At 38.0% G+C, this 22,578-nt stretch carries 27 protein-coding genes and 2 pseudogenes; 11 read left to right on the forward strand and 18 right to left on the reverse strand.

The features are described from left to right. Window positions 1–105: 105 nt before the first annotated feature. The 11 genes and pseudogenes from C805_RS13690 to C805_RS13730 all read right to left on the reverse strand — a co-directional run bounded on the left by C805_RS13690 (window position 106) and on the right by C805_RS13730 (window position 6,620). Window positions 106–609, reverse strand: a complete 504-nt coding sequence (locus C805_RS13690) for an antirestriction protein ArdA (RefSeq protein ID WP_002323345.1) — start codon at window positions 607–609, stop codon at window positions 106–108. 17 nt (window positions 610–626) lie between these two features. After that, complete coding sequence (locus C805_RS13695) at window positions 627–1,130, reverse strand: antirestriction protein ArdA (RefSeq protein WP_016214454.1); 504 nt, start codon at window positions 1,128–1,130, stop codon at window positions 627–629. Beyond that, window positions 1,049–1,345: a hypothetical protein gene (locus C805_RS0105110; protein WP_031201029.1), complete on the reverse strand. Its 297-nt coding sequence runs from the start codon at window positions 1,343–1,345 to the stop codon at window positions 1,049–1,051. The genes C805_RS13695 and C805_RS0105110 overlap by 82 nt, the downstream gene beginning before the upstream one ends. 96 nt (window positions 1,346–1,441) lie before the next feature. Continuing rightward, window positions 1,442–1,615 carry a hypothetical protein gene (locus C805_RS26690; RefSeq protein WP_009269728.1) on the reverse strand — a complete coding sequence of 58 codons (174 nt, stop codon included), beginning with the start codon at window positions 1,613–1,615 and terminating at the stop codon, window positions 1,442–1,444. Between the two features lie 215 nt (window positions 1,616–1,830). After that, complete coding sequence (locus C805_RS13700) at window positions 1,831–2,337, reverse strand: GNAT family N-acetyltransferase (RefSeq protein ID WP_009269729.1); 507 nt, start codon at window positions 2,335–2,337, stop codon at window positions 1,831–1,833. A 78-nt stretch (window positions 2,338–2,415) separates the two neighbouring features. Beyond that, on the reverse strand, window positions 2,416–2,637 hold the full coding sequence (locus tag C805_RS13705) for a hypothetical protein (protein ID WP_002323342.1): 222 nt from the start codon (window positions 2,635–2,637) through the stop codon (window positions 2,416–2,418). Then, window positions 2,638–2,751: pseudogene (locus C805_RS13710) on the reverse strand (DUF3789 domain-containing protein); the annotation flags it as partial. A 33-nt stretch (window positions 2,752–2,784) separates the two neighbouring features. Then, entirely contained in the window at window positions 2,785–3,981 is a 1,197-nt protein-coding gene (gene mobT, locus C805_RS13715) for a MobT family relaxase (RefSeq protein ID WP_016214455.1), read from the reverse strand. 231 nt (window positions 3,982–4,212) lie between these two features. Continuing rightward, on the reverse strand, window positions 4,213–4,617 hold the full coding sequence (locus tag C805_RS13720) for a hypothetical protein (RefSeq protein WP_009269732.1): 405 nt from the start codon (window positions 4,615–4,617) through the stop codon (window positions 4,213–4,215). Continuing rightward, complete coding sequence (locus C805_RS13725; RefSeq protein ID WP_016214456.1) at window positions 4,614–6,005, reverse strand: FtsK/SpoIIIE domain-containing protein; 1,392 nt, start codon at window positions 6,003–6,005, stop codon at window positions 4,614–4,616. Before C805_RS13725 ends, C805_RS13720 begins: the two co-directional genes overlap by 4 nt. A 96-nt stretch (window positions 6,006–6,101) precedes the next feature. Next, window positions 6,102–6,620: a nitroreductase family protein gene (locus C805_RS13730; RefSeq protein WP_016214457.1), complete on the reverse strand. Its 519-nt coding sequence runs from the start codon at window positions 6,618–6,620 to the stop codon at window positions 6,102–6,104. 125 nt (window positions 6,621–6,745) lie between these two features. Here C805_RS13730 and C805_RS13735 point away from each other — a divergent pair, with 125 nt between their 5' ends. The 3 genes from C805_RS13735 to C805_RS27335 all read left to right on the forward strand — a co-directional run bounded on the left by C805_RS13735 (window position 6,746) and on the right by C805_RS27335 (window position 8,324). Further along, a complete protein-coding gene (locus C805_RS13735; RefSeq protein WP_016214458.1) occupies window positions 6,746–7,069 on the forward strand; it encodes a winged helix-turn-helix transcriptional regulator in 324 nt (107 codons plus the stop codon). A 311-nt stretch (window positions 7,070–7,380) separates the two neighbouring features. Beyond that, window positions 7,381–7,683, forward strand: a complete 303-nt coding sequence (locus tag C805_RS27330) for an ISAs1 family transposase (RefSeq protein ID WP_016214460.1) — start codon at window positions 7,381–7,383, stop codon at window positions 7,681–7,683. Window positions 7,684–7,790: 107 nt separating this feature from the next. After that, window positions 7,791–8,324, forward strand: coding sequence for an ISAs1 family transposase (locus C805_RS27335; RefSeq protein ID WP_016214461.1), 534 nt, complete (start codon window positions 7,791–7,793; stop codon window positions 8,322–8,324). A 117-nt stretch (window positions 8,325–8,441) separates the two neighbouring features. On the opposite strand, the pseudogene C805_RS0105125 reads toward C805_RS27335, so the two are convergent. From C805_RS0105125 to C805_RS13755, 4 genes and pseudogenes are all read right to left on the reverse strand, one after another. Next, window positions 8,442–8,693 (reverse strand): annotated as a pseudogene (locus C805_RS0105125) (YdcP family protein); the annotation flags it as partial. Between the two features lie 15 nt (window positions 8,694–8,708). Continuing rightward, window positions 8,709–9,035, reverse strand: a complete 327-nt coding sequence (locus tag C805_RS13745; protein ID WP_016214463.1) for a YdcP family protein — start codon at window positions 9,033–9,035, stop codon at window positions 8,709–8,711. Continuing rightward, on the reverse strand, window positions 9,026–9,256 hold the full coding sequence (locus C805_RS13750) for a hypothetical protein (protein WP_242832666.1): 231 nt from the start codon (window positions 9,254–9,256) through the stop codon (window positions 9,026–9,028). The genes C805_RS13745 and C805_RS13750 overlap by 10 nt, the downstream gene beginning before the upstream one ends. Before the next feature lie 12 nt (window positions 9,257–9,268). Then, on the reverse strand, window positions 9,269–12,313 hold the full coding sequence (locus C805_RS13755; protein WP_009269738.1) for an SrtB-anchored collagen-binding adhesin: 3,045 nt from the start codon (window positions 12,311–12,313) through the stop codon (window positions 9,269–9,271). A gap of 305 nt (window positions 12,314–12,618) precedes the next feature. Here C805_RS13755 and C805_RS13760 point away from each other — a divergent pair, with 305 nt between their 5' ends. The 5 genes from C805_RS13760 (at window position 12,619) to C805_RS13780 (ending at window position 17,784) form a co-directional block, all read left to right on the forward strand. Beyond that, window positions 12,619–14,649: a DEAD/DEAH box helicase family protein gene (locus C805_RS13760; protein WP_022751086.1), complete on the forward strand. Its 2,031-nt coding sequence runs from the start codon at window positions 12,619–12,621 to the stop codon at window positions 14,647–14,649. Between the two features lie 284 nt (window positions 14,650–14,933). Next, on the forward strand, window positions 14,934–15,173 hold the full coding sequence (locus C805_RS13765; RefSeq protein ID WP_016214465.1) for a hypothetical protein: 240 nt from the start codon (window positions 14,934–14,936) through the stop codon (window positions 15,171–15,173). Window positions 15,174–15,488: 315 nt separating this feature from the next. Further along, the gene (locus tag C805_RS13770; RefSeq protein ID WP_016214466.1) at window positions 15,489–16,019 is read left to right on the forward strand and encodes a hypothetical protein; all 531 of its coding nucleotides are present in this window, start codon (window positions 15,489–15,491) and stop codon (window positions 16,017–16,019) included. Continuing rightward, complete coding sequence (locus tag C805_RS13775; RefSeq protein ID WP_016214467.1) at window positions 16,016–16,753, forward strand: hypothetical protein; 738 nt, start codon at window positions 16,016–16,018, stop codon at window positions 16,751–16,753. The genes C805_RS13770 and C805_RS13775 overlap by 4 nt, the downstream gene beginning before the upstream one ends. Continuing rightward, window positions 16,750–17,784: a hypothetical protein gene (locus C805_RS13780; protein WP_016214468.1), complete on the forward strand. Its 1,035-nt coding sequence runs from the start codon at window positions 16,750–16,752 to the stop codon at window positions 17,782–17,784. Before C805_RS13775 ends, C805_RS13780 begins: the two co-directional genes overlap by 4 nt. Window positions 17,785–18,349: 565 nt before the next feature. Here the strand turns inward: C805_RS13780 and C805_RS13785 are convergent. The 3 genes from C805_RS13785 to C805_RS13790 form a co-directional block, all read right to left on the reverse strand. Further along, on the reverse strand, window positions 18,350–19,888 hold the full coding sequence (locus C805_RS13785; RefSeq protein ID WP_016214469.1) for an IS66 family transposase: 1,539 nt from the start codon (window positions 19,886–19,888) through the stop codon (window positions 18,350–18,352). A gap of 95 nt (window positions 19,889–19,983) precedes the next feature. Beyond that, the gene (gene tnpB, locus C805_RS0105135; RefSeq protein WP_022751087.1) at window positions 19,984–20,340 is read right to left on the reverse strand and encodes an IS66 family insertion sequence element accessory protein TnpB; all 357 of its coding nucleotides are present in this window, start codon (window positions 20,338–20,340) and stop codon (window positions 19,984–19,986) included. Further along, window positions 20,334–20,693: an IS66 family insertion sequence element accessory protein TnpA gene (locus C805_RS13790; protein ID WP_016214470.1), complete on the reverse strand. Its 360-nt coding sequence runs from the start codon at window positions 20,691–20,693 to the stop codon at window positions 20,334–20,336. Before C805_RS13790 ends, tnpB begins: the two co-directional genes overlap by 7 nt. 255 nt (window positions 20,694–20,948) lie before the next feature. Here C805_RS13790 and C805_RS13795 point away from each other — a divergent pair, with 255 nt between their 5' ends. From C805_RS13795 to C805_RS13805, 3 genes are all read left to right on the forward strand, one after another. Beyond that, the gene (locus C805_RS13795) at window positions 20,949–21,662 is read left to right on the forward strand and encodes an AbiH family protein (protein WP_016214471.1); all 714 of its coding nucleotides are present in this window, start codon (window positions 20,949–20,951) and stop codon (window positions 21,660–21,662) included. A gap of 136 nt (window positions 21,663–21,798) precedes the next feature. Next, window positions 21,799–22,041, forward strand: a complete 243-nt coding sequence (locus C805_RS13800; RefSeq protein WP_016214472.1) for a hypothetical protein — start codon at window positions 21,799–21,801, stop codon at window positions 22,039–22,041. Between the two features lie 11 nt (window positions 22,042–22,052). Further along, window positions 22,053–22,496 (forward strand): pepsin/retropepsin-like aspartic protease family protein, encoded by a 444-nt coding sequence (locus C805_RS13805; protein WP_196811067.1) that lies wholly within the window; start codon window positions 22,053–22,055, stop codon window positions 22,494–22,496. Window positions 22,497–22,578 lie beyond the last annotated feature (82 nt).

The following is a 22,578-nucleotide window of genomic DNA, read 5'->3' on the forward strand; positions in this document are numbered from 1 at the left end:
CTTTCGTAAGTTTCTAAATAGAAAAGGACAGCCATGTTTCAGACTGTCCCTTAAAAGAGAAATACGCTGTCAGTAGCAACAATGCTTGTCGCTGATCTTTCAGCGTTAATATGGTATCTCGCACATACCTCGGCTTGTTTCAATAAAGCAACCGCCCATATCCAAATCTCGCCCGTAGGCTTCATAGTCAATGTAGTTCTGTAAGCTGGGTGGAATATCCCCAAGTGCCTGCAATTCGTCTATGTAGTAGTAGGCAACGTCTGTCATGGTTTCACAGTCGGGATAATAATAAATATCGTCCTTGTGTTCCACGACTTCTTCCAGCGTCCCGTAGTGGCTGATAAATTCGTCCAGACACTCTACGATATAGTCGGGAAGTTCCTCTATCATTTCATACATCTCATTGAGTTCTTCAATGGAAACATACTCGCCAATCGCAATGGGGAAGTTGTCGGTATCATGGATTGCGTATTCCTCATACTGTTCATTCAAGCCGATTTTTTCTTTCACATCTTCTTCGTCAATGGGAAACGTGAACCAAGCACCGACTAAATAACCCTCATTGTATTTACCAAGATTAGCAATATAAACCGCCATATCATCAATCATAAGCACCACCTCATTTCCTACTCTGGCAGTTCAAAGATACCGTGTTCCGTTACTAAAAATTTCCCGTGTTCCTGCAAGTGAGAAGCGTAGGCTTCAAAGTCAAAGTAGTATTCTTGACAGTCCTCGGACAGATGTTTGAACGTCGGGTCGTTCATCAGCTTTTGCCTTGCAACATCTATCATGCTTTTGCAGTCGGGATAAACCGTAATCACGTTCCTGCAAATATAAAGTGCTTCTAAATTCTCAAACACCGTAAGTAGTGATACATATTCTTCCTGCATATCACTTGAAAGCTGGCGGTACATAAAATCTAATTCGTTGAGCTGATACACGCTTGTATGTTCGTGGACTTCATCAGCATAAGGCAACACCTTTTCGATAATGCGGTAATCCCCACTTTCTGCACCGATACCTAACTTTTCTTCAAACTCGGCAACATCTATCGGCAAGTCGAACCAGTATGATGTTGTTTCTTCGCCAGTTGTTCCTCTCGTTTCCACCAGCACCCTTGTTTCCTGCATTGTTCCTCACGTCCTTTCTGTTGTTTCATCACATCTTTTAAGGTCTGGTACGACATACCAAACACATATTTAGAAAAATCTTCTAACTGTCTTTCTTCATAATTGGCAGGGTTCAGTCGTTTCATTTCCTGCCACACCTTACGCTTGTAAGAGGGAAGGTCAGAAAGATATTCACAACCGACATTTGCCTGCATATCCTTAAAAATATCGTTCATTTCATCACTCCAATCTGAAATTTAGGTATGAAAAAAGCAGTCAATCCTAAGACTAACTGCTTTGTGTGTATGGATATGAAATTGTCAAACTGTAAGTTATAGCAAACTTCCTTTTAGCCCTTTTTTGAAAATCAACACAGCTTTATCTGTTCCCCAAAAGGACATGGTTTTAATCTGATAACCGTCTTTTTCCATTTCTTGTACTTTTTCATTTATTTTTTCTGTTACATTCTCAATGGTAATTTCTTCAATCAATATAGTTTTGTGCATTACTACACCTCCACAACTTCTAATTTGTCCGTTTCTTCATATCCATATTATACCATTCTCATATCAGCACAACAATAAAATTTTATGCACCGATAATCTTATTGAACAGTTCTAACAGTACATTATTTCATCACTCCAATCTGAAACTTTGGTAAGAAAAAAGCAGTCAATCCTAAGACCAATTACTTTGTAAATAATGAAGTTGAAAATTTATTTTATAGAATTTTTGCCATATAAAACTCATCAACAAAAGAACCAGCAACAAACATTGATTTTTTTCTTATTCCTTCAATTTTAAAACCATTTTTTTCATACAAGTTTTTTGCAGTATTATTACAACATTCAACTGTCAGTTCCAAACGGACAATATTATTTGTTTTAGCCCATAAATCTAAATTATTAAAAAAAGTAGTTCCAATACCTTTTCCTCTATATTTTTTTAAGATACCTATAACAATATATGCCGTATGAAAATTTCTTTCAAATTTTCCTCTTTCTGCTCTAATATAACCAACTATTTTGTCATTTTCTGTTGCCACCTGCAAAAAATCAAAACCTTGAATTACATTGTCTTGAATATCTAATTTTAATTCTTGAACAGTAGTTTTCGCTTTTCTTTCATTTGGTTCGTACATCATATAATCTGTTTCAGTATCTAAACGATTTAATAACTCCCAAAAATCTTTTATTCTATTGATTTCCAATTTGCTATAAATAATCATATTTTCAACCTCAAATCGTATTCGTTTTATTTCATATTCTAAATTATACCATTCTCATATCAGCACCACAATAAAATTTTATGCACCGATAATCTTATTGAACAGCTCTAACAGTACATCTTTCACACCGCCAGCGTTGAATACCAAACCGACAGCAATTAAGGCAACTACCAAGAAGCCGATAAGTTTGGAAAACTCACGCTTGAAACCTAAGTAGATACCGATAACCACAATCGCCATAAGCACTAAGCTCTGTGCATTTGATAAAAACCATTGATACAAATTTTGTCCGAAATTCATTTAATTGTCCTCGCTTTCTTTTAATTGTTTCATTTCATAGTCAGCTTCTTTGCCGACATTCAAAATACACATCAAGACTACGCCGATACCCATTCCCATAGATACCAGCAGGAAGTCTTTTAATAATACCCACATTTTTTATCACTCCTAACTTTCCACCAAATCTTTTGCAGGGGTCGTCTGCTGTTTGATTATCATTTCATGCTTTTCTGTGAGCTTTGCCTGCTGTTCGATTGTTTCCATGTAGTCTGTACCGTTTCCCTTATCAATCTTTTTCAGCATTTTCAAGGTCGGTGCTACCTGCCTTTGTACCCACCGCAATGTACGGTCTAAGGTGTAAGGCTCTGGCTTTGTCGTCAGCTTCAAGCTCTGTCTGTTATATCCGATAAACCAAGCCCAGCGGTCATTGAGTTTCCAGTCATTTTTTCGCTTGTCTGGTTCTTCATCAACAAACCGCACATACTGATTGATGATAGAAAAGGCGGTCTGCTCTGCGTCATAATAGGTCAGCAAATCTCGTACTGCATAATAGGCTCGTTCATTGCGAAGCCGTATCTCAAAACGATTGATAATGTCGGCTTCTTCCAGAGGTGTCCCTAACTTGACGTACTGTTCATAGTCCTTTTCATAAATACAGAAATACACATCTGATTTCAGAGAACCAAGATAAAGGGTACGTCCCATATATTCTCTGTCGTCCTCTCTGTGCTTGATAAGCTCGCCCGACTGGTAAAACTTATAGCTTCTGGACTTTCCGATATATTCCCGTTTCCTGCATTTTTCCGCAAGCTCTGGAATATCCAAAATGCCCGTATGGTCGTTGATAGCAAGGTCGATACGCTTCATCACGCCACCGTCTATGAGTGCGTCCATGAGAAAGTCATACCAGCTTCTTTGCTGTGCCAGCAGGTAACTTTCAAACTGTCTGCAACCACGCCCCTTTAATTCTAAAAGGACACCTTTTTCTTCGTCAGCCGACGTATAGATAAAGATGTCCCCTAATGAATAATGCTCCGTATAACTGTAATGTCCGTAATCTTCATGGAGCATATAATTGATATTCAATTTTAATATATCTTTGATGATGTGCTGTATATCCAGCGTGGGAAAACGAATTTTCACATAATCAAACAGCATGGTAAGCGGTGCTTCTGGATTGAACCTTGCCAGTTCTTTATGCAGAGTTTCCAGAAGTTCCTTTGACGGCTTCATTTTTCCGCTTTCTATCTTGTTGAGATATTCCCTTGTGATACCAGAAGCCACCGCCAGCCTGCCTTGTGAGATACCGTAAGCAATCCGTTTCTCCCGTAATTCTTTTATCCATTGTTCTTCATTCAGAACCATACCCCCAATCTGTAAAGTGTGAAGTTTTTTAAGGCGACTTCACAGCCGATTTTTACTAGGAAACCATGCCAGAAGCCTTATGTTTCCTATGGTTTTTGTCTATTGTCTATTTGCAAACGTACCCCTCTGTTAGATACCGAGGGGTTTTACCTGCTGGCGTGGCTTCGCCACACCAGCAACGGCATACACGGTCTGGTTCGCTTCGCTGACCGTTCCTGCCGTTTCGGTTGCTTACTTGCATACATTCATACCCATATACACAACAATGAAGTCTATATCTTCGTTTTTGCACAGCTCTAGGGCTTCTTTGTCAAACTCGTATTCATGTTGTGTAAGCATGAACATAGACTTTTCCATGACGATAAACTGATAACAAAACGTACAGTTTAAGAACGTCATTTCTTCTTCAAGAGGAATTGAGAACAGCAACGGTAATTTCTGCTGTCTTTGTTCTGTATTTTCCAACAATTCACTCATTTTTGCATGGTAACGCTCAATCGGGTATTCTTCTAGCTGGTAACAGTCCATATCGCTGGAAAAATCCAAGTCATCAATGAAGTTACCAAAATTTAAACAAATTCCTTTTGTGATTGCTTCGCACATTTCATTTTTTAATTGCATTTCCATATAACTCATAATGTGTCATTCTCCTTTTCTTGTTGGTGTGGCACGTCCCCGTGTTTAAGGGCAAGTGTGCCGATAGTTTGTAAAAAATCATGTCCTTTTGGGACTAAAGGCGTGTAAAATTCACTTATGACACTTGTTCCCACATCACAGTAGCCACGCCCTTTGATACGCTTCTGGAAAAACTGCTTTTTCACATCAGAACCGAACAGCATACCATAGCCTAATTCGCTGATACGCCCCAATCCCACACGGAAATTGAAGTTATCTCTGATACCGTCCGAGAAATATTTTGCGTCTGGACGCTGGCAGGCAACGATAAGGAAATAACCTGCTTGTCGTCCTAACATAACGATTTTCTTTAGTTGGCTAAGTAAGCTCACGCTTTCTTTCGTCCCCAGCATTTCAAAAAACGCCACATATTCATCAAAGATAAGAAAGCAGGGTGGCAGTCCCAGATAGGCGTAGTTTTCGCCCGTCTTATAGTTCGGGTGTCGCTTCATTTCCTCACTTCGCTGTACCATGCCCTCATAAAAGGCATTGACGCAATCAATCATTTCTTCTTTGGTGTGATACACATTTCCCATAACTGTCCCTAAGTCTGCAAGGTCAGCGTTCTTCGGGTCTAAGATGTAAAGGACGGCGTTGGTATGCAGTAAGGCTTCAATGAGTGTCAGCAGAAAATAAGTTTTACCGCCACCCGTTCCACCAGCGATAAGTGCGTGAGGGAGTGCGTCATATTCCCAGACAAGATTTTTCATCAGTCTAAGACAGCCATTCTCTGCCTGTACTTCATCAATGGTAATGCGTTTCGCTATCATATCATAAAGCAGGGTATATTCGATATAGCCGTCATGCAGGGTCTTGTCGGTCAGTTCGCAATACAAGCCACTTTCCAATTTATCCTCTAACCGTAAAAGCTGGTCTTGATATTTTCCCAGCGTAATTTCACAGCGGATATGAAGCAGTCCCTTTTCCATTTGATAATAAATCTTCGGAAACCAGACGATTTTTTCCCTTGATCTGCTTTGCAGGTCAGTAAAAAAACCGCTGTCTTGTGCGGTATCGGCTTCATACCACTTATTTTCCAGTATCATTCGTGCCAGCTTTTGACGGTGCAGGAGCTTCTTGAAACTGTCGTAACAGAAGCGGTAATACAGAAAAGCGACCAATGCACAAACACCAGTCGCTATCAGTATGGTTATGAAGTTGTATGGGGAAAGTGTCAAGCCGTTTTCCAACAAGCTGAAATGCTCCCAATCGGTACGCATGAGCTGTTTCATATTCAGTAGCAGGAGAACCGCCACAAATACAAACAGAAGCGTTCCTATGGAAAAGTGGTAGACAAGGTGCTTGTCGCTGGCTCTGATACGGTGTCCTTTGTTCCAAATCTTACGCATAAATCAATCACTCCTTTCTGAGTATGAAAAAAGCAGTCAATCCTAAGACTAACTGCTTAAAAAGTCAATTCTGCTATTATTCAAATGGAAGAATATTTACAAACAGTCATACGAAACTAATTCATCTATTGAAATACGAATAGCAGAATGACGTTCTGGGTCTGCTGGTGTTTCATTTCCGTAACCAATGGCTAATATATTGACTGGTTCTAAGTTGTCTGGTAATGAAAATTCCCGTTTGATTACATCTGGTTTGAAAAAACATACCCAGACTGTGCCTAACCCCAATTCTGTTGCCTGCAACATCATGTGGTCTGTCAAAATAGTAGCGTCAATATCTGTTGTCTGTTTGTTGTCAAAAGGTCGTTTCCACGCTTTTGAATGGTCTGCACAAACAATAATTGCCAATGGAGCATTATATATATTTCCAGCTTTTGCAATGCTTTTCAATCGTTCTTTGTCCTGCACCACTAACAATTTAACTGGCTGTAAGTTCGCCGCAGTTGGTGCAACATGAGCAGAAGCAAGGATTTTATCCAGCTTTTCTTTTTCTACGGGCTTATCTTCGTATGTTCTAACGGAATATCTCTTTTTTGCAATATCTAATACATTCATTTTGTTATTCTCCTTTGTTCTTGTGAATTAGGTCAACCTATACTATAATTATATTCGTAATAGTCTGTTAGACAAGAACGCACTATTTTGTAATATACTACCTAAAAAGAAAGTGAGAGAACATCATGGAAAATAATTGCTGTGGTTTTAGTTGTCCCGTTGAAGCAACCATTCAACTAATCGGCGGAAAATATAAAGCAGTCATTTTATGGCACTTAATGAATAAAACATTACGGTATAGCGAAATTCATAAGCTCATTCCAAAAGCAACAGACAAAATGTTAGCACAACAGCTTCGTGAGCTGGAAAAAGACGGATTGATTAACCGTAAGGTTTATCCAGTCGTCCCACCAAAAACAGAGTATTCCTTAACTGAATTTGGAAAAACCTTAACACCAATTCTTGATGAACTATGTAACTGGGGAGAAAATTATTTACTTCAAAAATAATTTTCTCTATTTTTTAAGCTGTCCCTGCGTGTTATTATTCTGTGGATTGCCTGCGTTCAGATTACCTTTATTCTTCAACACAATATCCTCTGCCTTTACATACCAGTCCACATCTGCACCACCAAACGTCTTTCTTGATACGGTATCGCACGACAAACGCATGAGTAAATAAATTGTGAACAAATTCTTTTTTCTGGTATAATAAAAGAAAAGGGGATTTGTCATGAATGAATTATTAGAGTGGATGGAATACATTGAAGATAACCGTCAGCAGACAAAAGTAAGGCATAAACTAAAAGATATTATTGTGATTGCGTTTTGCAACACTCGCAAATGTGGATGACTGGGTGGAAATGGAGTATTTTGCTCACTATCATGAGGAGTATTTCAAAAAATATATTGAACTGAAAAATGGTATCCCTTCTCATGATTCACTATGTCGTGTATTTGGTCTGCTGTCTCCGGAAGTTTTACAGCAACTTTATCAAAAATGGCAGGAATTGCTGAATAAAAATGAAGGGGAAACATTAAGAAAACTGATCTGTGTGGATGGAAAAACAATGCGTTCCAATAAAAGAAAAAACGGAAAGCCAAATCATATCATCACAGCATGAAGCAGGGAAGATGGATTCAGCCTCGGGTAAAAAGTTGTGAATACGAAAAGTAATGAAATCACAGCCATCCCGGAATTGTTGGGAAGATCCGTATAAAAGGTCAGGTTGTGACAATCGATGCAATGGGGACACAGACTGCAATCGCAGAAAAAATCCGTTCAAAACGTGGAGATTATGTACTCGCCCTGAAAGAGAACCGGAAAAATCTGTATGAAGATGTAAGAATGTTTTTGAATGAAGAATCTGAAAAAAAGAAACTCCGCAAAAATGGGAAGTATAAAAAAACAGTGGAAAAGGCACATGGACAGATCGAGATCCGGGAGTATTATCAAACAGAAGAAATCCGATGGCTGGCACAGAAAAAAGAGTGGAAAGGGCTAAAAAGCATCGGGATGGAAGAAAAAACAATCCAAAAAGAAGGCAGGGAAAGAAAAGAGTGGCGGTATTATATCAGTAGTCTAAAGGAAGATGTGGAATTGTTTCGTCGAGCAGTAAGGGGGCATTGGAGTGTGGAAAGTATGCACTGGCATTTAGACGTGACATTGAAAGAAGATGCAAATACGACACTGGATAAACAGGCTGCTGAAAACCTGAATATCATACGAAAATGGTGGAGATATTCCGGCCAGATTTGTCCATGAAAAAGAAACGTTTTGTGATAAGTATGAATCCGGCAGAGTTTATAGAGCAGGTTCTGAATTTTTAAAAAGATAATTTTCAGAAGCAGGGAAGGAAAAAAGATTCATGCGTATGTCGTGTACGGTATCGGCTACGGGATTGACAAGCTCCACGACTGCATTGTACGGAAATTCCCTTAACGGTACTTCTGGCGGTACAGACACGGGGATAATTCCACCATGCAGACTGCACTTCAAATCATAGATACGCTTTTTAAGCTGGGTACTCGGTGTCCCGTCCTCATTCTGCAAGAACACATCACGCACCGCTGTAAATTTTAATTCTCCAAATGTTTTCTCTTTGTCAATAACAAATCCGTTTGATAATCTCATAAATGCTTCACTCCTTTACTTTTCTTCAACTGCTACAATATCATCAGCAAGCAACACATAATCGGTATGTCCCATATCCCCGATTGCGTAACCTCTGCCGTATAACTTCGGATTAACAAGTTTTACTTTCTGCTCATACTTGAAATGCTTTTCGCCAGCCTGCACGGGAATTTCCACGACAACATTTTCCCCTCTCTGCACATCTGAATAAAGGTTGTAGCTTCTTCTTGCGAAAACTCTACGGTTATCTTTATCTCTGTCAAAAACATGGTCGCTTTCGCCTGCAAATTCAAGAGTTCCAAAAGACTGTGCCATATCTGGCACGACATATTTCATTTCCATATTGTTTTACCTCGTTTCTTTCTATTTTTGATAAATTGATTGTGATTTCTTATTCTGGCAGTTTGGGAAGTACCAGCAATCCCACCGATAGTAAAGGGTAAAATAAATGCTTCGCACCCTTGACTATCCGTGTTCTTGCAGGTTGTTGGCAGACAAGCCAGAATAAGCGGAAGTCTGCCGTTTGACAGCTTCGGCGGAGAACGTGATTTTTCTTTCCTCATACCGTTACCACCTTATGATTTCTTCATTTTACGGCGTTTGTAGAAGAAGATACCTGCGAGTCCAGCACCAGAAGTCATAAGAAGTGCAAGCAGTCCGTAAAGGTTTGTGTTATCGCCCGTTTTGGGACTGTCGCTCGGTCTGCTAGGCTTTTCTGGTGTCTGTGGTGTTTCGGGTTTCTCTGGTTCTTCTGGTTTTTCCTTAAAGGTAATCGTCTGTCCCTCGTCCTCAATGTCCTTATGCTCGGTAACTTTCTTCGGCTCGTTTGGATTGCTGAAATCGTACAATTCCTCAAAAGTTACAAGCTGTTTGCCGTCAAGGGAAGTAGCGTCAAAGGTAAAGGCAACTTCCACTTTCATAGTTTCGCTGTCAGCAGTAAAAGTGTAATCACTTTCCACACGTTTTCCATTGATAAGAAGTTCTGCATTTTCTTCTTTCAACATCTGCCAGCCCACAAGTTTGTACTGTGTACCGATTTCTAAGCCCTCTAAGGTTACGGTATCAATGATTGTAACGTCTTTTCCAGCTTCAAGCTCTTTGTTGCCGTCCTTATCGGTAGCAGTCGTATGAATTTTGATGATACGCTCTGTGATAAGTACCGTCTGCCCGTCGTCCTCAATGTCCTTGTGTTCCGCAACTTTCACAGGTTCGTCTGGATTGCTTAAATCATACAATTCTTCAAAGGTAACAAGGTTCTTGCCACCTAAAGCAGACGCATTGAATGTATAGGTAATTTCTATTTTCATTTCCTCATCATCAGCGACAAAGGTATAGTCGTTTTCTACACGCTTTCCGTCAATGATAAGCTCGGCATTTTCTTCTTTCAGCATTTGCCAGCCTACAAGCTGATATTTTGTGCCTTTTGTAAGTCCGTCTAATTTGACTGTATCAACGATTGTTACCTCTTTTCCTGCAAGGATAGTCTTTTCGCCGTCCTTGCTGGTCGCTGTGGTATGGATAGAGATTTCTTTTTCGTATTCATCAGTCAGTGTTCCTAAATCAATCACAAGGTTATTTCTTGATACCACGATTTCAAAAGGTGGGATAAGCTCAAAGCCTTTGTTGCTGTCAGAGCGTAATTCTTCAATGATGTAGGTATCATAAGGTAACGCACCTTTGCTGTCGTCTGGTTCAGAAGTCCCAAACCATACACCGTCCTCACTGGTCTTGCCTGCGTTGGTATTGTGCTTATGGGAAGCCCAGTCAGCAGAAGTGGAGAATTGCCCGTTATCATCAGTTACTACAACATGACTTTCTCCCGTCGTCTTGCTTGTGATCCTAAAGGGAACATCAGCAAGACGCTTGTATGTGCCTGCACCGATTTTCACGCCCTCAATATCTCCACGCTTAATCTGATTGTAGATAGAATGGGCTTCGTCGGTTAAGTCCACGATTTTTCCGTTTTCTGTGATTGTAAAATCAATCGGTTTCGCACCGTCAGTTAAGTAACCGTCGGGAGCTTCACTTTCAACGATACGGAAGTTTCCATAAGGTAAAAGGTCAGCAGAAGTAGAAGCGACACCCTCAAGGTCTGTATGAATAGTCTTTACCACTTCATTTTTCTTGTATAACTTGCCCTCAACCAAAACAGAATTATCATTTAAGGAAATGATGTCAAAAGCAGTATCTTTCAAAGTGGCACTTCCTTGTGGCTTTGTATCGCCCGTTTCTAAATCTCGTTTCTGAATTTTCACACCGCCACGGATAACCTTGTCTGATACGGAAAACTGGTTACTTCCAGATAGTACGGCAAGGTCGCCGTCCTCGGTAATCTGTGTTACATATAAGCCCTTAATCTGTTCGGACTTATCGCCAGCCTGCATATATGCACCGTCCAACAAGTAACCGTTTGGAGCTTTCGTTTCTTCTACGGTTAGCGTCCCAAGTGGAAGAACCGCTTTGCCGTCCTGCATATAGAAGCTGTCGCCAGATACTTTGTATGCGTCCGCTAATTTTGTGATGTAGTGGGTTGTCCCGTCGCTGTCAGTTTCAGCGATTGTCTTTGTAACCCATGTACGAGTAGCTTCGGCAGGGAGATTATCTTTATTGTAGTAGCCAGCATAATACTTCCATGTAAATTCCGCACCTGCTAGAGAAGCGTTTCCCTGCGGATTGTCTTTCTGTGTTTCCATATCAATCTTGAAAAGCTCAATCAAAGTGTCCGTTACTTTTGGCGTATCAGATACGTTCAATGTCGCTGTCTTTCCAGCTTCAATCTTTAAGGAATATACAGTTTTATCTACTTTATATCCTGCTGGTGCAGATAGTTCCTTGATATAGACTGTGCCAGCTTTAACTTCTACAACGTCTGTATTTCCGTTATCATCAGTTGTAAGGGTGGCAAGCTGTTTCGTGCTGTCCTTATCAGAAAAGACACCATAGGTTGCACCTGCAATAGAGTAATTCCCGTTATCGACTGTAATGTTGGTATTACTGGAAGTCTTTTGCAGTTTCGCATTTCCGACATTCAGCTTCGCCCAGAATTGTCCTAATTCCTGCCCCTCGCCAGAGTAGATATAACCGCCACATTCATAGCGTCCTTTATTTTCTTTGACAAAGGCTTTTGCACCAGAGAAAACTTCGTCCTGCGTTGCCTTTGGAATTTCATCATAAGAAGCTCGCACGTTATCACATTGCCAGCCAAGATGTACGCTCAATCTCTGCCAGACTACAAGCTGTCTTAAAAGGTAAGCGTGATTTTTGCTTATTCCGCTGTGGTTGTCTGTGTACTGTTTTACATATTCGATAGATAAGGCAACGTCGCTTATCTGGTCGGCACTCATGCGTGAGCTTGCGTCAGCTCTGGTCTTGTAACCGTTCTTAAAGTCTGTGTTAATGTCAATACAGTAAGCGTCCTCGCCCTCAACGGTCAAATGTCCCTCATTAAAGGTAGAACCAATCGAACCGTCATTCATTACTTTTTCAACGATACCGACACGCTCTTTTGACTCCGTCCAGTATTGCTTACTTTCTGCATGAACGGGTGTAGTCGGTAAAGCAGTAACGACAGTCGCAAGAGCTAAGAAGCCCGTACACAATCGTTTCCATGTCTTTTTCATAGTTTAATGCTCCTTTCATTTTTGGTAATAAAATAGCCGTCCAATAAGAACGGCTGGAAATAGAAAAGGAACGTCATTTTAGGCGTTCCATAGTCTATAAGTTATTCAATTTTTTCTTGTTTCAATACTGATGTGCTGTACCATATCTTTGCATATCTAGGAAAACTTGCGTATCAAGGCTCATTCGTTAGTAGTAAATAAGTAGTAAATTGATGTGTTTGTTTCCTTGAAAATGCTGATAGATACTGTGTTTTAGCGGATAATCAGATTTTTATTGTGTTTTTCAATGTAAACATACTGCTTTTGTGTGGTTATGTCCTGGCAAGGGTGACCTTGAGGAACAAAGCAGACAGAAAATGCGGGAGTTTTTGCCTGCAAGACAAACAAATGACTTGTTTGATGTTTTAATAAATGGTTTTGAGGCTGGTTCAACGACCTTTATTAATTGGGAAAAAGTAACAAAGAAAGGGAATAGAGCTATTACGGATGGTGAGAGAAAAAATCTTTATGAGCGTATTTTACAAGCTCATAAAGATGGAATGTCTTTTGTGCTGATTGTTGACGAGGAACATAGCAATAATACTACGAAGGCTCGTGATATTATTGATTACTTTATGGCAGAGCATATTATTCGTGTTTCAGCTACTACAATTGCAAATAAAGATGTTGAATATAAGGAAATTGATGAGCAGGCTGTAATTGATGAGGGTTTAATAACTTCTGCAATTAGTGTTAATGAAGGGATTGAGTCTGGTACGGCTGAAGATGATAGTTTATTATTGGAATTAGCTAATACAAAGAGGAAAGAAATTTATGATGAGTATAAAAATTTAGGAAAAGATATTAGACCGTTAGTATTGATTCAGTTTCCAAACGGTGAGCCTGAGAAGATTGAAACAGTAGAAACTAAATTAGAACAAATGGGGTATTCGAGAAAGAATAGAACGGTAGCAGCTTGGTTAAGTGGTGACAAAGATGATATCCCAGATAATCTTACTGAAAACAATAGTGAGTTAGCTTTTTTGTTCATAAAACAAGCTATTAATACAGGTTGGGATTGTCCAAGAGCTAAGATTCTTGTTAAATTAAGAGAAGGTAGTGGAGAAGCATTTCAGGTACAAACCATTGGTAGGATAAGAAGAATGCCTGAACAGATGCATTATGATATACCAGTTCTTGATTTGTGTTATGTATATACTTTTGATAAAGAATTTAAAACAGGCCTCCTTGCTGGATTAGATAAGGCATATATCCCTAAGAGATTATTCTTGAAAGAGAAGTGTAGAGTTTTAGAATTACCAAAAGAATTACGAGATATGGATGGTGGTACAGTAGATTTAAGAGAAGTGTATAAGAAGGTAAGGAATTACTATGTAAAAAAGTATGATCTCAATTTTAATAAAGAATTAAATAAGGGAAAGTTGTCTAAGGATTATAAATTTGATAAGAATTTGTTAGGACAGGTAACAAATGGGATATTTGTTTTAACAGATACTATTGGAGAAGGACATTGCTATGTGGATACATCGACACCAGTTAACACAAGTGAACATGGCATTTTGATGCGTCACACTATTGATAAATTTAAAAATGTTTTAGGAATACAGGCTGAGAGCATTAGAAATATTCTTGAGAAACTTTTTTGTTTTAAACATGGTAATAGGGATAAATTATTAGAGTTAAGTATTAAAGACTTTTATGCCTTTATTATTAATAATAGTCATGAAATAAATGAGGCTTTCAAAGATTTAGTATCAGAAGTAAATGTACAGAATAGGATGTTAGAACCCAAAACTAGTATATTTAAGATTCCTATGGAAGAATTATATCATTTTGATCCAATGGAGAAAAACCATACTGTTATTGAAAGCAATGCATATAAAGATTATACAATGGAGTATGTGACTTCTAATTGTGGCAAATCTGACTCAGAAATTTTATTTGAGAAATTCTGCGAAGTTCATAAAGATAAGATTGATTGGGTATACAAAAATGGTGACAGTGGTCAGCAGTATTTATCTATCGTTTATTGTAATTTTATAACTGGGATTCAGAAATTATTTTATCCAGATTATGTTATAAAGGTAAAAGATGATGATATTGTTTGGGTTATAGAGGCAAAAGGTGGCCAGAAGGGTAAACGTGATAACAATATTGATAAACAGGTTGGTAATAAGTTTGAAACCTTCAAGAGATATGCTGATCAGTATAACCTGCATTGGGGGTTTGTGAGAGATATGAATAAAGATCTTTATTTTAATAATACAGAATATGTATCTGATTTGTATGATGATAAATGGGTTCCATTAGAAGATGCTATTTTTAGCAATAGGTAAATTGATTTTATAAAATTTTAGTTTTTGGCATATATTGGCAGTGGTACAGAATGAGGGGAAGTACATTAAAAGAATGATTAGATTTTATTAAATTACTGAAATATTGTATATGGATAAATTGAAAGAAGAGCTGCTTATTATTCAGATAGAAATCGAAATTTTTAACTGTAATACAATACCAAATAATATTTTTTAGTTGGGCACTATGGTATATTTTAGATAGAGCAATTTATTATTTTTATTGGGATTTATGTTACGGAATTGAAAGAGAGGATAGGATAATTATGTTTGGAAAGAGAATGACGTGGGAAGAAATTCAGGAAAAATATCCAGATAAATGGGTTGGGCTTGTTGATGTAAAATATGTAGACGACGATGGGATATCCATTGAGTCCGCAGTTATAAAATATCTGGACAAATCAAAGAGTGAATTAACGAAAAAGGCATTAAATGGTGAGATTGTTTCGAGATATACAACGCCAGATAATATTTTCCAGTTGTGCATGTTGGGGGTATTGCGATGAAATAGTTTATATTAAGGCTTGATAAGAAACAGCAGAGGCCTGTCGTGCTTTTGAAAAATGCATTGACTGCATATTTTGTGTAATACATATTCTAAAGGCAGTTTGGATTGTTGAGAATAGAATAATTATGGGAAAAATAGTTGTTAACAGCCCTATTGATTGTTTTTTGTTTTAGTGGGGCATTGATGCATTGTTTATTTTTGCTAGAGTTGCATAGATGTATAAGGAAAGTTGTTCAGAACAGTTGAAAAAATAAAAAAATGGGTTATAATTATTATTAAGATTAATATACTTGCTTTGAGAGGAGGTATGACAATGCAAAAACAATATAAATTATATAGAATTGATAGAGATGTAGTTGATGATGTCATGCCATTACTAGATAATTATATGTATGAAAAAGTCAGCGAGTATGTTGTTGCTATCGAATATGATTATTTAAACAATGGATATAAAAAATTATTGGAAGATATGTCAGAAATGCCAACAACCCAATATATTATTACTGCTAGTGTTTTTTATAAGATTTTATTATATTTCGTAAAAAATGGAATAGATATATACGAAGTAAAATTGAATGCATTATTTGAAGAAGATAATGATTGTCTTTATAAGTATATTAAAGATATAAATCAAAATAAAGATGATGAAAGCATAATGAAATCATTGCTAGATATGCTTAAGTGGTACAATTATGATGAGGGAATAGATATCAGTCATATGACTTTTGGAATGAAGCAAGATGACAGAATTTGTAGATTCTATTTTTATAATAATGGTGTATTAGCAATTGATTCAGAAAAAATTGTTGCACAGTTATTTAGATTGCTTAAGGATGTTTTATGAAAGGGAATTCTGTAATAGTATCTATAGTTTTTTTCATTTGCATAGCATTATATGTGAGCATAAAGAAAATAGGACGTGAAGTGACATTATCATGGGCGATGAAGATTTTATCGCCTATTTGTATTATTTTGTTTTATTTGTCAGATGTGAGTATTATTGTTCCGATTTTAGAGAAATTTCAGGTTAAAGATAATGTGATTTTATCCAGCGATTCAATACGGGTGGCAGTTGACTCGGCTATAGTAACATTATTTGTCAATACATTATTGTCATTTTTGAGTTTTCCAATAAAAGTAGAGGTAGAAGCAAGAAGTTGGCAAGACGTAGAACAACTTTTGATTTCTTGTAACCGAAGTTCTAAGATAGAGTATTCAGTAAAAGTGATTTCTAAATATAAATGGCTTTTAAGATGGTATAAAAAGCATGGAAAGCCTGTTGTGCGAATTAAGAACTCTAAAAATACAAGTATGGTGGTTGATAGAGAAGAAGAATACGAAAATGTTATAGATTGTTCTAATGCATCAAAATATATAGATGTTAATCTATTCAATTTTCCAGAATCTGAAAAAGTATATTTTACCTTAGCAATTCAATCAAATAAGACTATAAAATGGGATGATGTGATAAAAACAGAGTTTTATATTTGGAAAAGGAATAAGTTGATAATAAGTTCATTATTTTGGCACATAAAGGGAAGCATTATTAAAATAGCACATAGGGAGGAGAGTTTATGATTAATTTTTCGATATGGAATTTTCATGGTTTTCATTCTCTTAAGAAATTTCTGGAAGTTATTGGAGAAAATCGGATTGTGGTTCAGAAACCCAGAAAACCATATAGAAACTGTGAATTGAAAAATGAAATAGGGATTTTTGAAGGTTTTGGAGATTTTTCAATTGCTACAATGGAATGTATGGGTGAGACGATAGAATTTGTTGCAGTTGGGACAAACTGTCCAATATGCAGAAAAAATCAGGAAATAGATGAATATGAAGTAAGAGATATTATACAAAGAATCATTGCATTTGAGAAAAATGGTATCTTAAAAGTTGTTATATTGGCATCACAAAGAAACGCAGAAGTAGTTATCAAAAGGATTTTTAGTAATGAATTAATTTGGGGAGAAATTACAGCGGATGAATATGTTTCGGAGGATATGCTGTATTGGTTGTTTTATCGTTTACGAGAAATGCAAGATGAATTGATTGTTCAGGAACCCAAAATGTTCCTAAATGGAATAATAAGTTATTTAGGGCGTACAAACGATAAAATTAATGCTGTTAGAGGAATAGGTATTAGAGTGTCAGCATTGTTAGGTACATTAGGTATGCTTTTAGGAGAAGAGAGTTTGCGTGCGCTTCGACCGATAATACAATTTGGAGAACATGAATTAAATATAGAGCTATTTATTGGAAATAGCGGAAAGATATATCCCAATAAGTATATTGGACCATATTCAGAAGAAGCAGATAATTTAAAGTTAGATATAGATTTAGTAATACTTGTATGTAAGTATATTTTACCAAATATAAAAAAAGGATACAAAGATAGTTGTGATAAGCAGGAATGGTCTATTTATATTAAGCGTGTTTTTCTAAAGGCAGTTGGGAATGAGATGTCTGAAAAAATAAAGAAGGTAATGCAAAGTATTGAATTAGACATAGAAAGGTATGAGGAGGATAATGGAAGGTTAAGTGAAGATAGGGATTATACGGAAATAGAAGAATTGCTTGACGAGGAGGATTTAGAGGAAGAAATAGAGTAAAAATGTTAGAATGATAAGAATCAGAAACATTTATTTGATAAGAAATTAAGGTAGAGATGTATCTGAGTTAAGAAGATGATAGATACTATCATGAGAAAGTTTACAATGCTATTTCTGGTAGTGCTTTGTTGGTAAAGTGTGAGGTTATTATGTATAATGTATATTTTGTAGGAGCCTTGCTGAGTAATCTGGATTTTGCATATGTATGCTGACAGGGATAGCTGTGTTTGTTCCGAGCCTTTTACAAAGAGGCGTTTGTACACAGCCCATTTGTGCATAGCAGCATTTGTTCCGAGCTTGTTATTTTAGCAACGTTTGTTCCGTGCAGCCGATCAGGCGGCGAAGCTGGCGAATATGGGTGAGAGCGCCTGAGAGTTGTGTTTGGGCGGTGGTTTTGGAAAAGTCAGCATAGATGAGAATCGAATAAAAATGGAAAAAGACGGTCACAGGCAGCTTCTCTGACTGTCTTTTTTGTTTTCTGGGCTTTATGGACGCACTGTACGTAAGCGATAAATAAAACAGTGCCTTGCCAAAAAGAAAGGATTGGTTCTCACCAGTCCAATCGTTAGCGTTTGCATTCGGCTCGTACAGATTCTGACCATGGCATCAGGTAGTCCAATTGAGCCGGATCGTTGAGCCAGTCTGTGTCTGGCATATACAGGAGTAAGTATTCGAGGTAAGTATAAACATTGAGATCGTTTGCTTTGGCTGTCTCAATGAGACTATACACTGCAGCTGATGCAGCAGCTCCTTTGGGAGTATCAGCAAACAGCCAGTTCATTCTTCCAACAGTAAACGGTCGGATGGCATTTTCAGCAGCGTTGTTTGAAATCGCAAGTCGTCCATCCAAAAGGTAATTCTCCATGTATGTTTTCTGGTTTCTGGCATAGACCACAGCTTTTCCCAGGGCAGAACTTTTGAGGAAGGTAAGATTTTCGAGCCAACGCCAAAAAGCCTCAAGGACTGGTTTTTCCAGTTCGAGACGTTTGTGAAATCGTTCATCCGGGGATAAATCCTTCAGACTGTCTTCGATTTTAAACAGCTGGTTGCAGTAATCTCTTCCGATTTCAGCACTGGTCAGGGAAGCATCTTTGCTTTTCTTAGCCGGTATAGCTTCAACGAACTTCCTTCTTAGATGAGCCCAGCAGCCGCAACGGGTGATATCTTTCAGCTTGTTGTAGCCGGAGAATCCATCGGAATGCACATATCCTCGGAAACCTTTCAGATATGTGGCAGCATGCTCACCATTTCTGGAAGATTGGTAATCATACAGGACAATAGGGGCTCTTTCATCGTTCCCTGTTCGGTAAAGCCACATATAAGACTTGGTCTGTGGCTTTTTACCTTCTTCCTTTAGCACCTGGACTGGCGTTTCATCACAATGGACGATATCTCTGGAAAGCAGTTCTTTTCTCAGGTGTTCAACTATCGGCATGAGATAATCCTGAGAACATCGGATGACCCAGTTGGCCATGGTTGCTCTTGATAAGGAGATTCCAAGCTGCTCCCAGTCTTTTTCCTGACGATAGAGAGGAACGCTGTTCCCATACTTCTGATACATGACATTGGCTACTGAACTTGGAGACGCAAGCGAATGATTCAGTAAAGATGTCGGTGTCAGGGCTTTCTGAATGTATGGATGATCTGTGTGTTTGCACTTAGGACATTCATAAGACATACGGACATACCGAACAATCTGAAGCTTTGCAGGAATGTATTCCAGTTCTTCACGGACAGTTTCCTTTCCCAGCGGTCTCAGCGAAGAATGACAGTCAGGACAGATTTGATCTTCTGGTGCTGATTGGCAGAGGATCTCACGAACGGGAAGGTTTTTAATAAGTTCTTCGCGTTTGGCCCTTGCATTGACTCTGGTATAACTACGGACATCTTTTTTGATTGGTTCCATAACAGAACCATCGGCCTCAAGTTCAGCTTCATTAAAAAGAGACAGTTGTCCCTCGATCTGTTTCGGAGTCTTCTCACTGGAAGAACCAAACTTTTCTTTGCGAAGGAGCATAACCATCTCTGTAAGATTGCTGACCTGATTCTGTAAGTCCTTTATGGTGTTTTCAAGGCGCTGGATATAAGCATCTTTTGTAGTCATTTGGCACGATTCCCTTATCATTTTTTGATAAGATAATTATACCACAAAAGGTGACACAAAGCCAGTAAAATCAAGTGTTTACGACACTTTTGCAATTAACAAAAATCAGCTTTTTCGGCGGGCAGGATACGAGATTTTTGCTCGATTTCCAAACCTTCCATCAGCCATCTGAACTGTTGCCAGGAAATCGGTTTTACATCACCTTCCCTGCGTGGCCATTGGAAGTTTCCGTTTTCCAATCGCTTATACAAGAGAAGGAATCCATCTCCTTCCCATAAGAGAACTTTGATTCGATCCCGGCGTTTCCCACAGAACAGGAACAAATTCCGGGAGAATGGATCCAAATGGAACTGCTCTTGCACAACAGCAGCAAGTCCATCGATGGATTTACGCATATCTGTATATCCACAAGCAATGTAAATGTTTTCCGCAACAGTGATATCGCCTAACATATACTTTGCAGTGCAAGAAGAACTGCCTGAACTGTCTGTTGACCTGCGCCTTCATTCACTTCCACAGTTGCATTTGGAAGACGAATGATAACGGCTGCTTTTGTATCTGGAAATGGAGACATTACCTCTAACTTTTTGAAAGCAACTGTTTTCTCAGGAGCAGTTGCCGGAACGGGAAGATTCTGACAGAGTTCTTCTCGAAGCTTCTTTAGATTTCGGTAGTATGTTTGCTCACAAATGCCTTTCAGCTCACACCAGGCCGTAACCGTCATGCCGCTGGACTGGCATTCCTTAATGAGAGATTTCCATTGCTCTCGTTTTAGATATTTACGAACTTTAGTAACTTGATCCATAGACACCTCCGACTGGCATTACTATGCACAACTATAACTGGTAACACTATACAGTTGTTCGGAATCATTATCTCATGGATCTTAATCGGATATAAGGCACTCATTTATTGAGCGCTTACCACTGTACACCTCTATTTGGGCGGTATGGATGTATGTATAGCCTCTGACGGAAAAAGCGGTGGTTCTTTTTGGTTGCGGTGGTATTGGGCTGTGTGATATACTTATGACAATATAAAAAATTGTATATAAACATATATGATGGTGCAAATAAAACCCAATACAAAAAGTAAAATAGAAGACGAATATTTAAAATTTATATTTGAGAGTCCTGAGACGAATGCTGATGAAGCGTTATATGAATATTTGAAGGATAATATTTGGATTCAACATTTTAAATTGGCATATAAAGAGCATTTAAAAAATAAAGAAAATTGGATTGATTTTGAGAGTGAAATTTCACAGGTAATTCAGAATGTGGATGAATTATACCATGCGTATATGGAGAAAGATGGAAATTTTTATGAAGCAAAGATAAAGCGTTGTAAGGAAAAATTGCCAGGAAGTTTTTTGAATTATCTGCCACATGAACAGGGAATTGGAAATCTTATTTCGATTATGATGAAAGATTTAAACAGGTTGATTGGGGCTTTAGAGATCTATATTTTTGATTACATAGACAACTGGAGAAGGATTGAATATTATAATCCTGATATAGACGCAATCCATCCAGATGCAATTCTTTCTTTTAATTATTCCGATACGTGGAAGAGGATATATGAATATAACAGGGGGAATGTAAAATATAGTTTTATCCATGGAAAAGCACAAAGCATACCATATACATTTAATATGGATAAGTGTATTGATAAAAATCAGATGGTACTTGGCATTGATGAGTATCTGCCTGGGGACAGGAGAAACAAAGAAGTGGAATTTATTAATAAAATTGTCGAGAGGGGCAGCCGATAAAATTTCAAGGGAGACATTGGAGGAATTTTGGAAGTTTGGGAAAAGGAAGCATTAGGGATATGGCAGGCGATAAAGTATTGGCTGCATGGTAAGAAATTCGAACGTAAAATATAGAAAAATGCAGGGAGGTTTTTGTATGTCTGAAAGATTAACATGGGAAGAGATTCAGGAAAGATACCCGGACCAGTGGGTAGGATTAGCAGAGGTAGAATATGAACCAGATAATGATGCAACGATAAAGACTGCAATTGTGAAATATACGGATAAGTCGAAAAATGAGCTGACAAGGATGCAGATTCAGACAAATGGAGAAATTTTGGGAAGATACACAACGCCGGATCATGTTTTTCAGCTGGGAGTAGTGGGGTATTTCGGATGAGGCAATTTACATTGAATATGAACATAAAATACCAAAGACCAATTGTTGAACTGAAGTCATGGCATAATTTTGAGGCGTTGCTGGATACGGGTGCATTTTTTCCTGTTTGGACAGTTGATGAAACGATACTTGAAATGCTGGGCGGCACATTTTTAAGGAAGGATATTACTTTTAGTGGTTTTGGAGGAAGGACGAAAGGAAATTTATATAAGCTGCAAAGTATGGTGATCGGTGATTTGATTTTCCCTAATACACATATTATAGCCTGTAAAGATTTGCAGGACGTTCCTTTTCAGCTAATTTTAAGCGCGACAATGTTCCAAAACCTGATTTACGAAATTGATGATAAAAACCATAGGTTCAATGTCACAATACCGGATGATGAAAGCAATGTAAGGAATCTTAGAATTGAAGATGCAAATGGAAGATTGCATATTCTGTGCCATTCTGCCTGAAAAAAAGCCTGGTTTATAGGAATAGCAGCAGGAAAATAAGGTTTTCAATGAGTCAGGTAAGACAGTTTGTATTTGGCAATGA

Origin of the sequence: Eubacterium sp. 14-2 (genome assembly GCF_000403845.2) — a bacterium.
In the GTDB taxonomy this organism is placed as follows: domain Bacteria; phylum Bacillota; class Clostridia; order Lachnospirales; family Lachnospiraceae; genus Petralouisia.

Coding starts and splice junctions, on each gene's coding strand:
- mobT (WP_016214455.1), bottom strand. CDS start 3,981: ATGGTTCTGAATGAAGAACAATGGATAAAAGAATTACGGGAGAAACGG.
- tnpB (WP_022751087.1), bottom strand. CDS start 20,340: ATGTTAGGCGATATCACTGTTGCGGAAAACATTTACATTGCTTGTGGA.
- C805_RS13720 (WP_009269732.1), bottom strand. CDS start 4,617: ATGAGTTATATGGAAATGCAATTAAAAAATGAAATGTGCGAAGCAATC.
- C805_RS13785 (WP_016214469.1), bottom strand. CDS start 19,888: ATGACTACAAAAGATGCTTATATCCAGCGCCTTGAAAACACCATAAAG.
- C805_RS13705 (WP_002323342.1), bottom strand. CDS start 2,637: ATGAATTTCGGACAAAATTTGTATCAATGGTTTTTATCAAATGCACAG.
- C805_RS13770 (WP_016214466.1), top strand. CDS start 15,489: ATGCAAAAACAATATAAATTATATAGAATTGATAGAGATGTAGTTGAT.
- C805_RS13745 (WP_016214463.1), bottom strand. CDS start 9,035: ATGGAAATGAAATATGTCGTGCCAGATATGGCACAGTCTTTTGGAACT.
- C805_RS0105110 (WP_031201029.1), bottom strand. CDS start 1,345: ATGAACGATATTTTTAAGGATATGCAGGCAAATGTCGGTTGTGAATAT.
- C805_RS13735 (WP_016214458.1), top strand. CDS start 6,746: ATGGAAAATAATTGCTGTGGTTTTAGTTGTCCCGTTGAAGCAACCATT.
- C805_RS13755 (WP_009269738.1), bottom strand. CDS start 12,313: ATGAAAAAGACATGGAAACGATTGTGTACGGGCTTCTTAGCTCTTGCG.
- C805_RS13790 (WP_016214470.1), bottom strand. CDS start 20,693: ATGGATCAAGTTACTAAAGTTCGTAAATATCTAAAACGAGAGCAATGG.
- C805_RS26690 (WP_009269728.1), bottom strand. CDS start 1,615: ATGCACAAAACTATATTGATTGAAGAAATTACCATTGAGAATGTAACA.
- C805_RS13700 (WP_009269729.1), bottom strand. CDS start 2,337: ATGATTATTTATAGCAAATTGGAAATCAATAGAATAAAAGATTTTTGG.
- C805_RS13765 (WP_016214465.1), top strand. CDS start 14,934: ATGTTTGGAAAGAGAATGACGTGGGAAGAAATTCAGGAAAAATATCCA.
- C805_RS13725 (WP_016214456.1), bottom strand. CDS start 6,005: ATGCGTAAGATTTGGAACAAAGGACACCGTATCAGAGCCAGCGACAAG.
- C805_RS13750 (WP_242832666.1), bottom strand. CDS start 9,256: ATGAGGAAAGAAAAATCACGTTCTCCGCCGAAGCTGTCAAACGGCAGA.
- C805_RS13800 (WP_016214472.1), top strand. CDS start 21,799: ATGTCTGAAAGATTAACATGGGAAGAGATTCAGGAAAGATACCCGGAC.
- C805_RS13730 (WP_016214457.1), bottom strand. CDS start 6,620: ATGAATGTATTAGATATTGCAAAAAAGAGATATTCCGTTAGAACATAC.
- C805_RS13795 (WP_016214471.1), top strand. CDS start 20,949: ATGATGGTGCAAATAAAACCCAATACAAAAAGTAAAATAGAAGACGAA.
- C805_RS13695 (WP_016214454.1), bottom strand. CDS start 1,130: ATGCAGGAAACAAGGGTGCTGGTGGAAACGAGAGGAACAACTGGCGAA.
- C805_RS13775 (WP_016214467.1), top strand. CDS start 16,016: ATGAAAGGGAATTCTGTAATAGTATCTATAGTTTTTTTCATTTGCATA.
- C805_RS13780 (WP_016214468.1), top strand. CDS start 16,750: ATGATTAATTTTTCGATATGGAATTTTCATGGTTTTCATTCTCTTAAG.
- C805_RS13690 (WP_002323345.1), bottom strand. CDS start 609: ATGATTGATGATATGGCGGTTTATATTGCTAATCTTGGTAAATACAAT.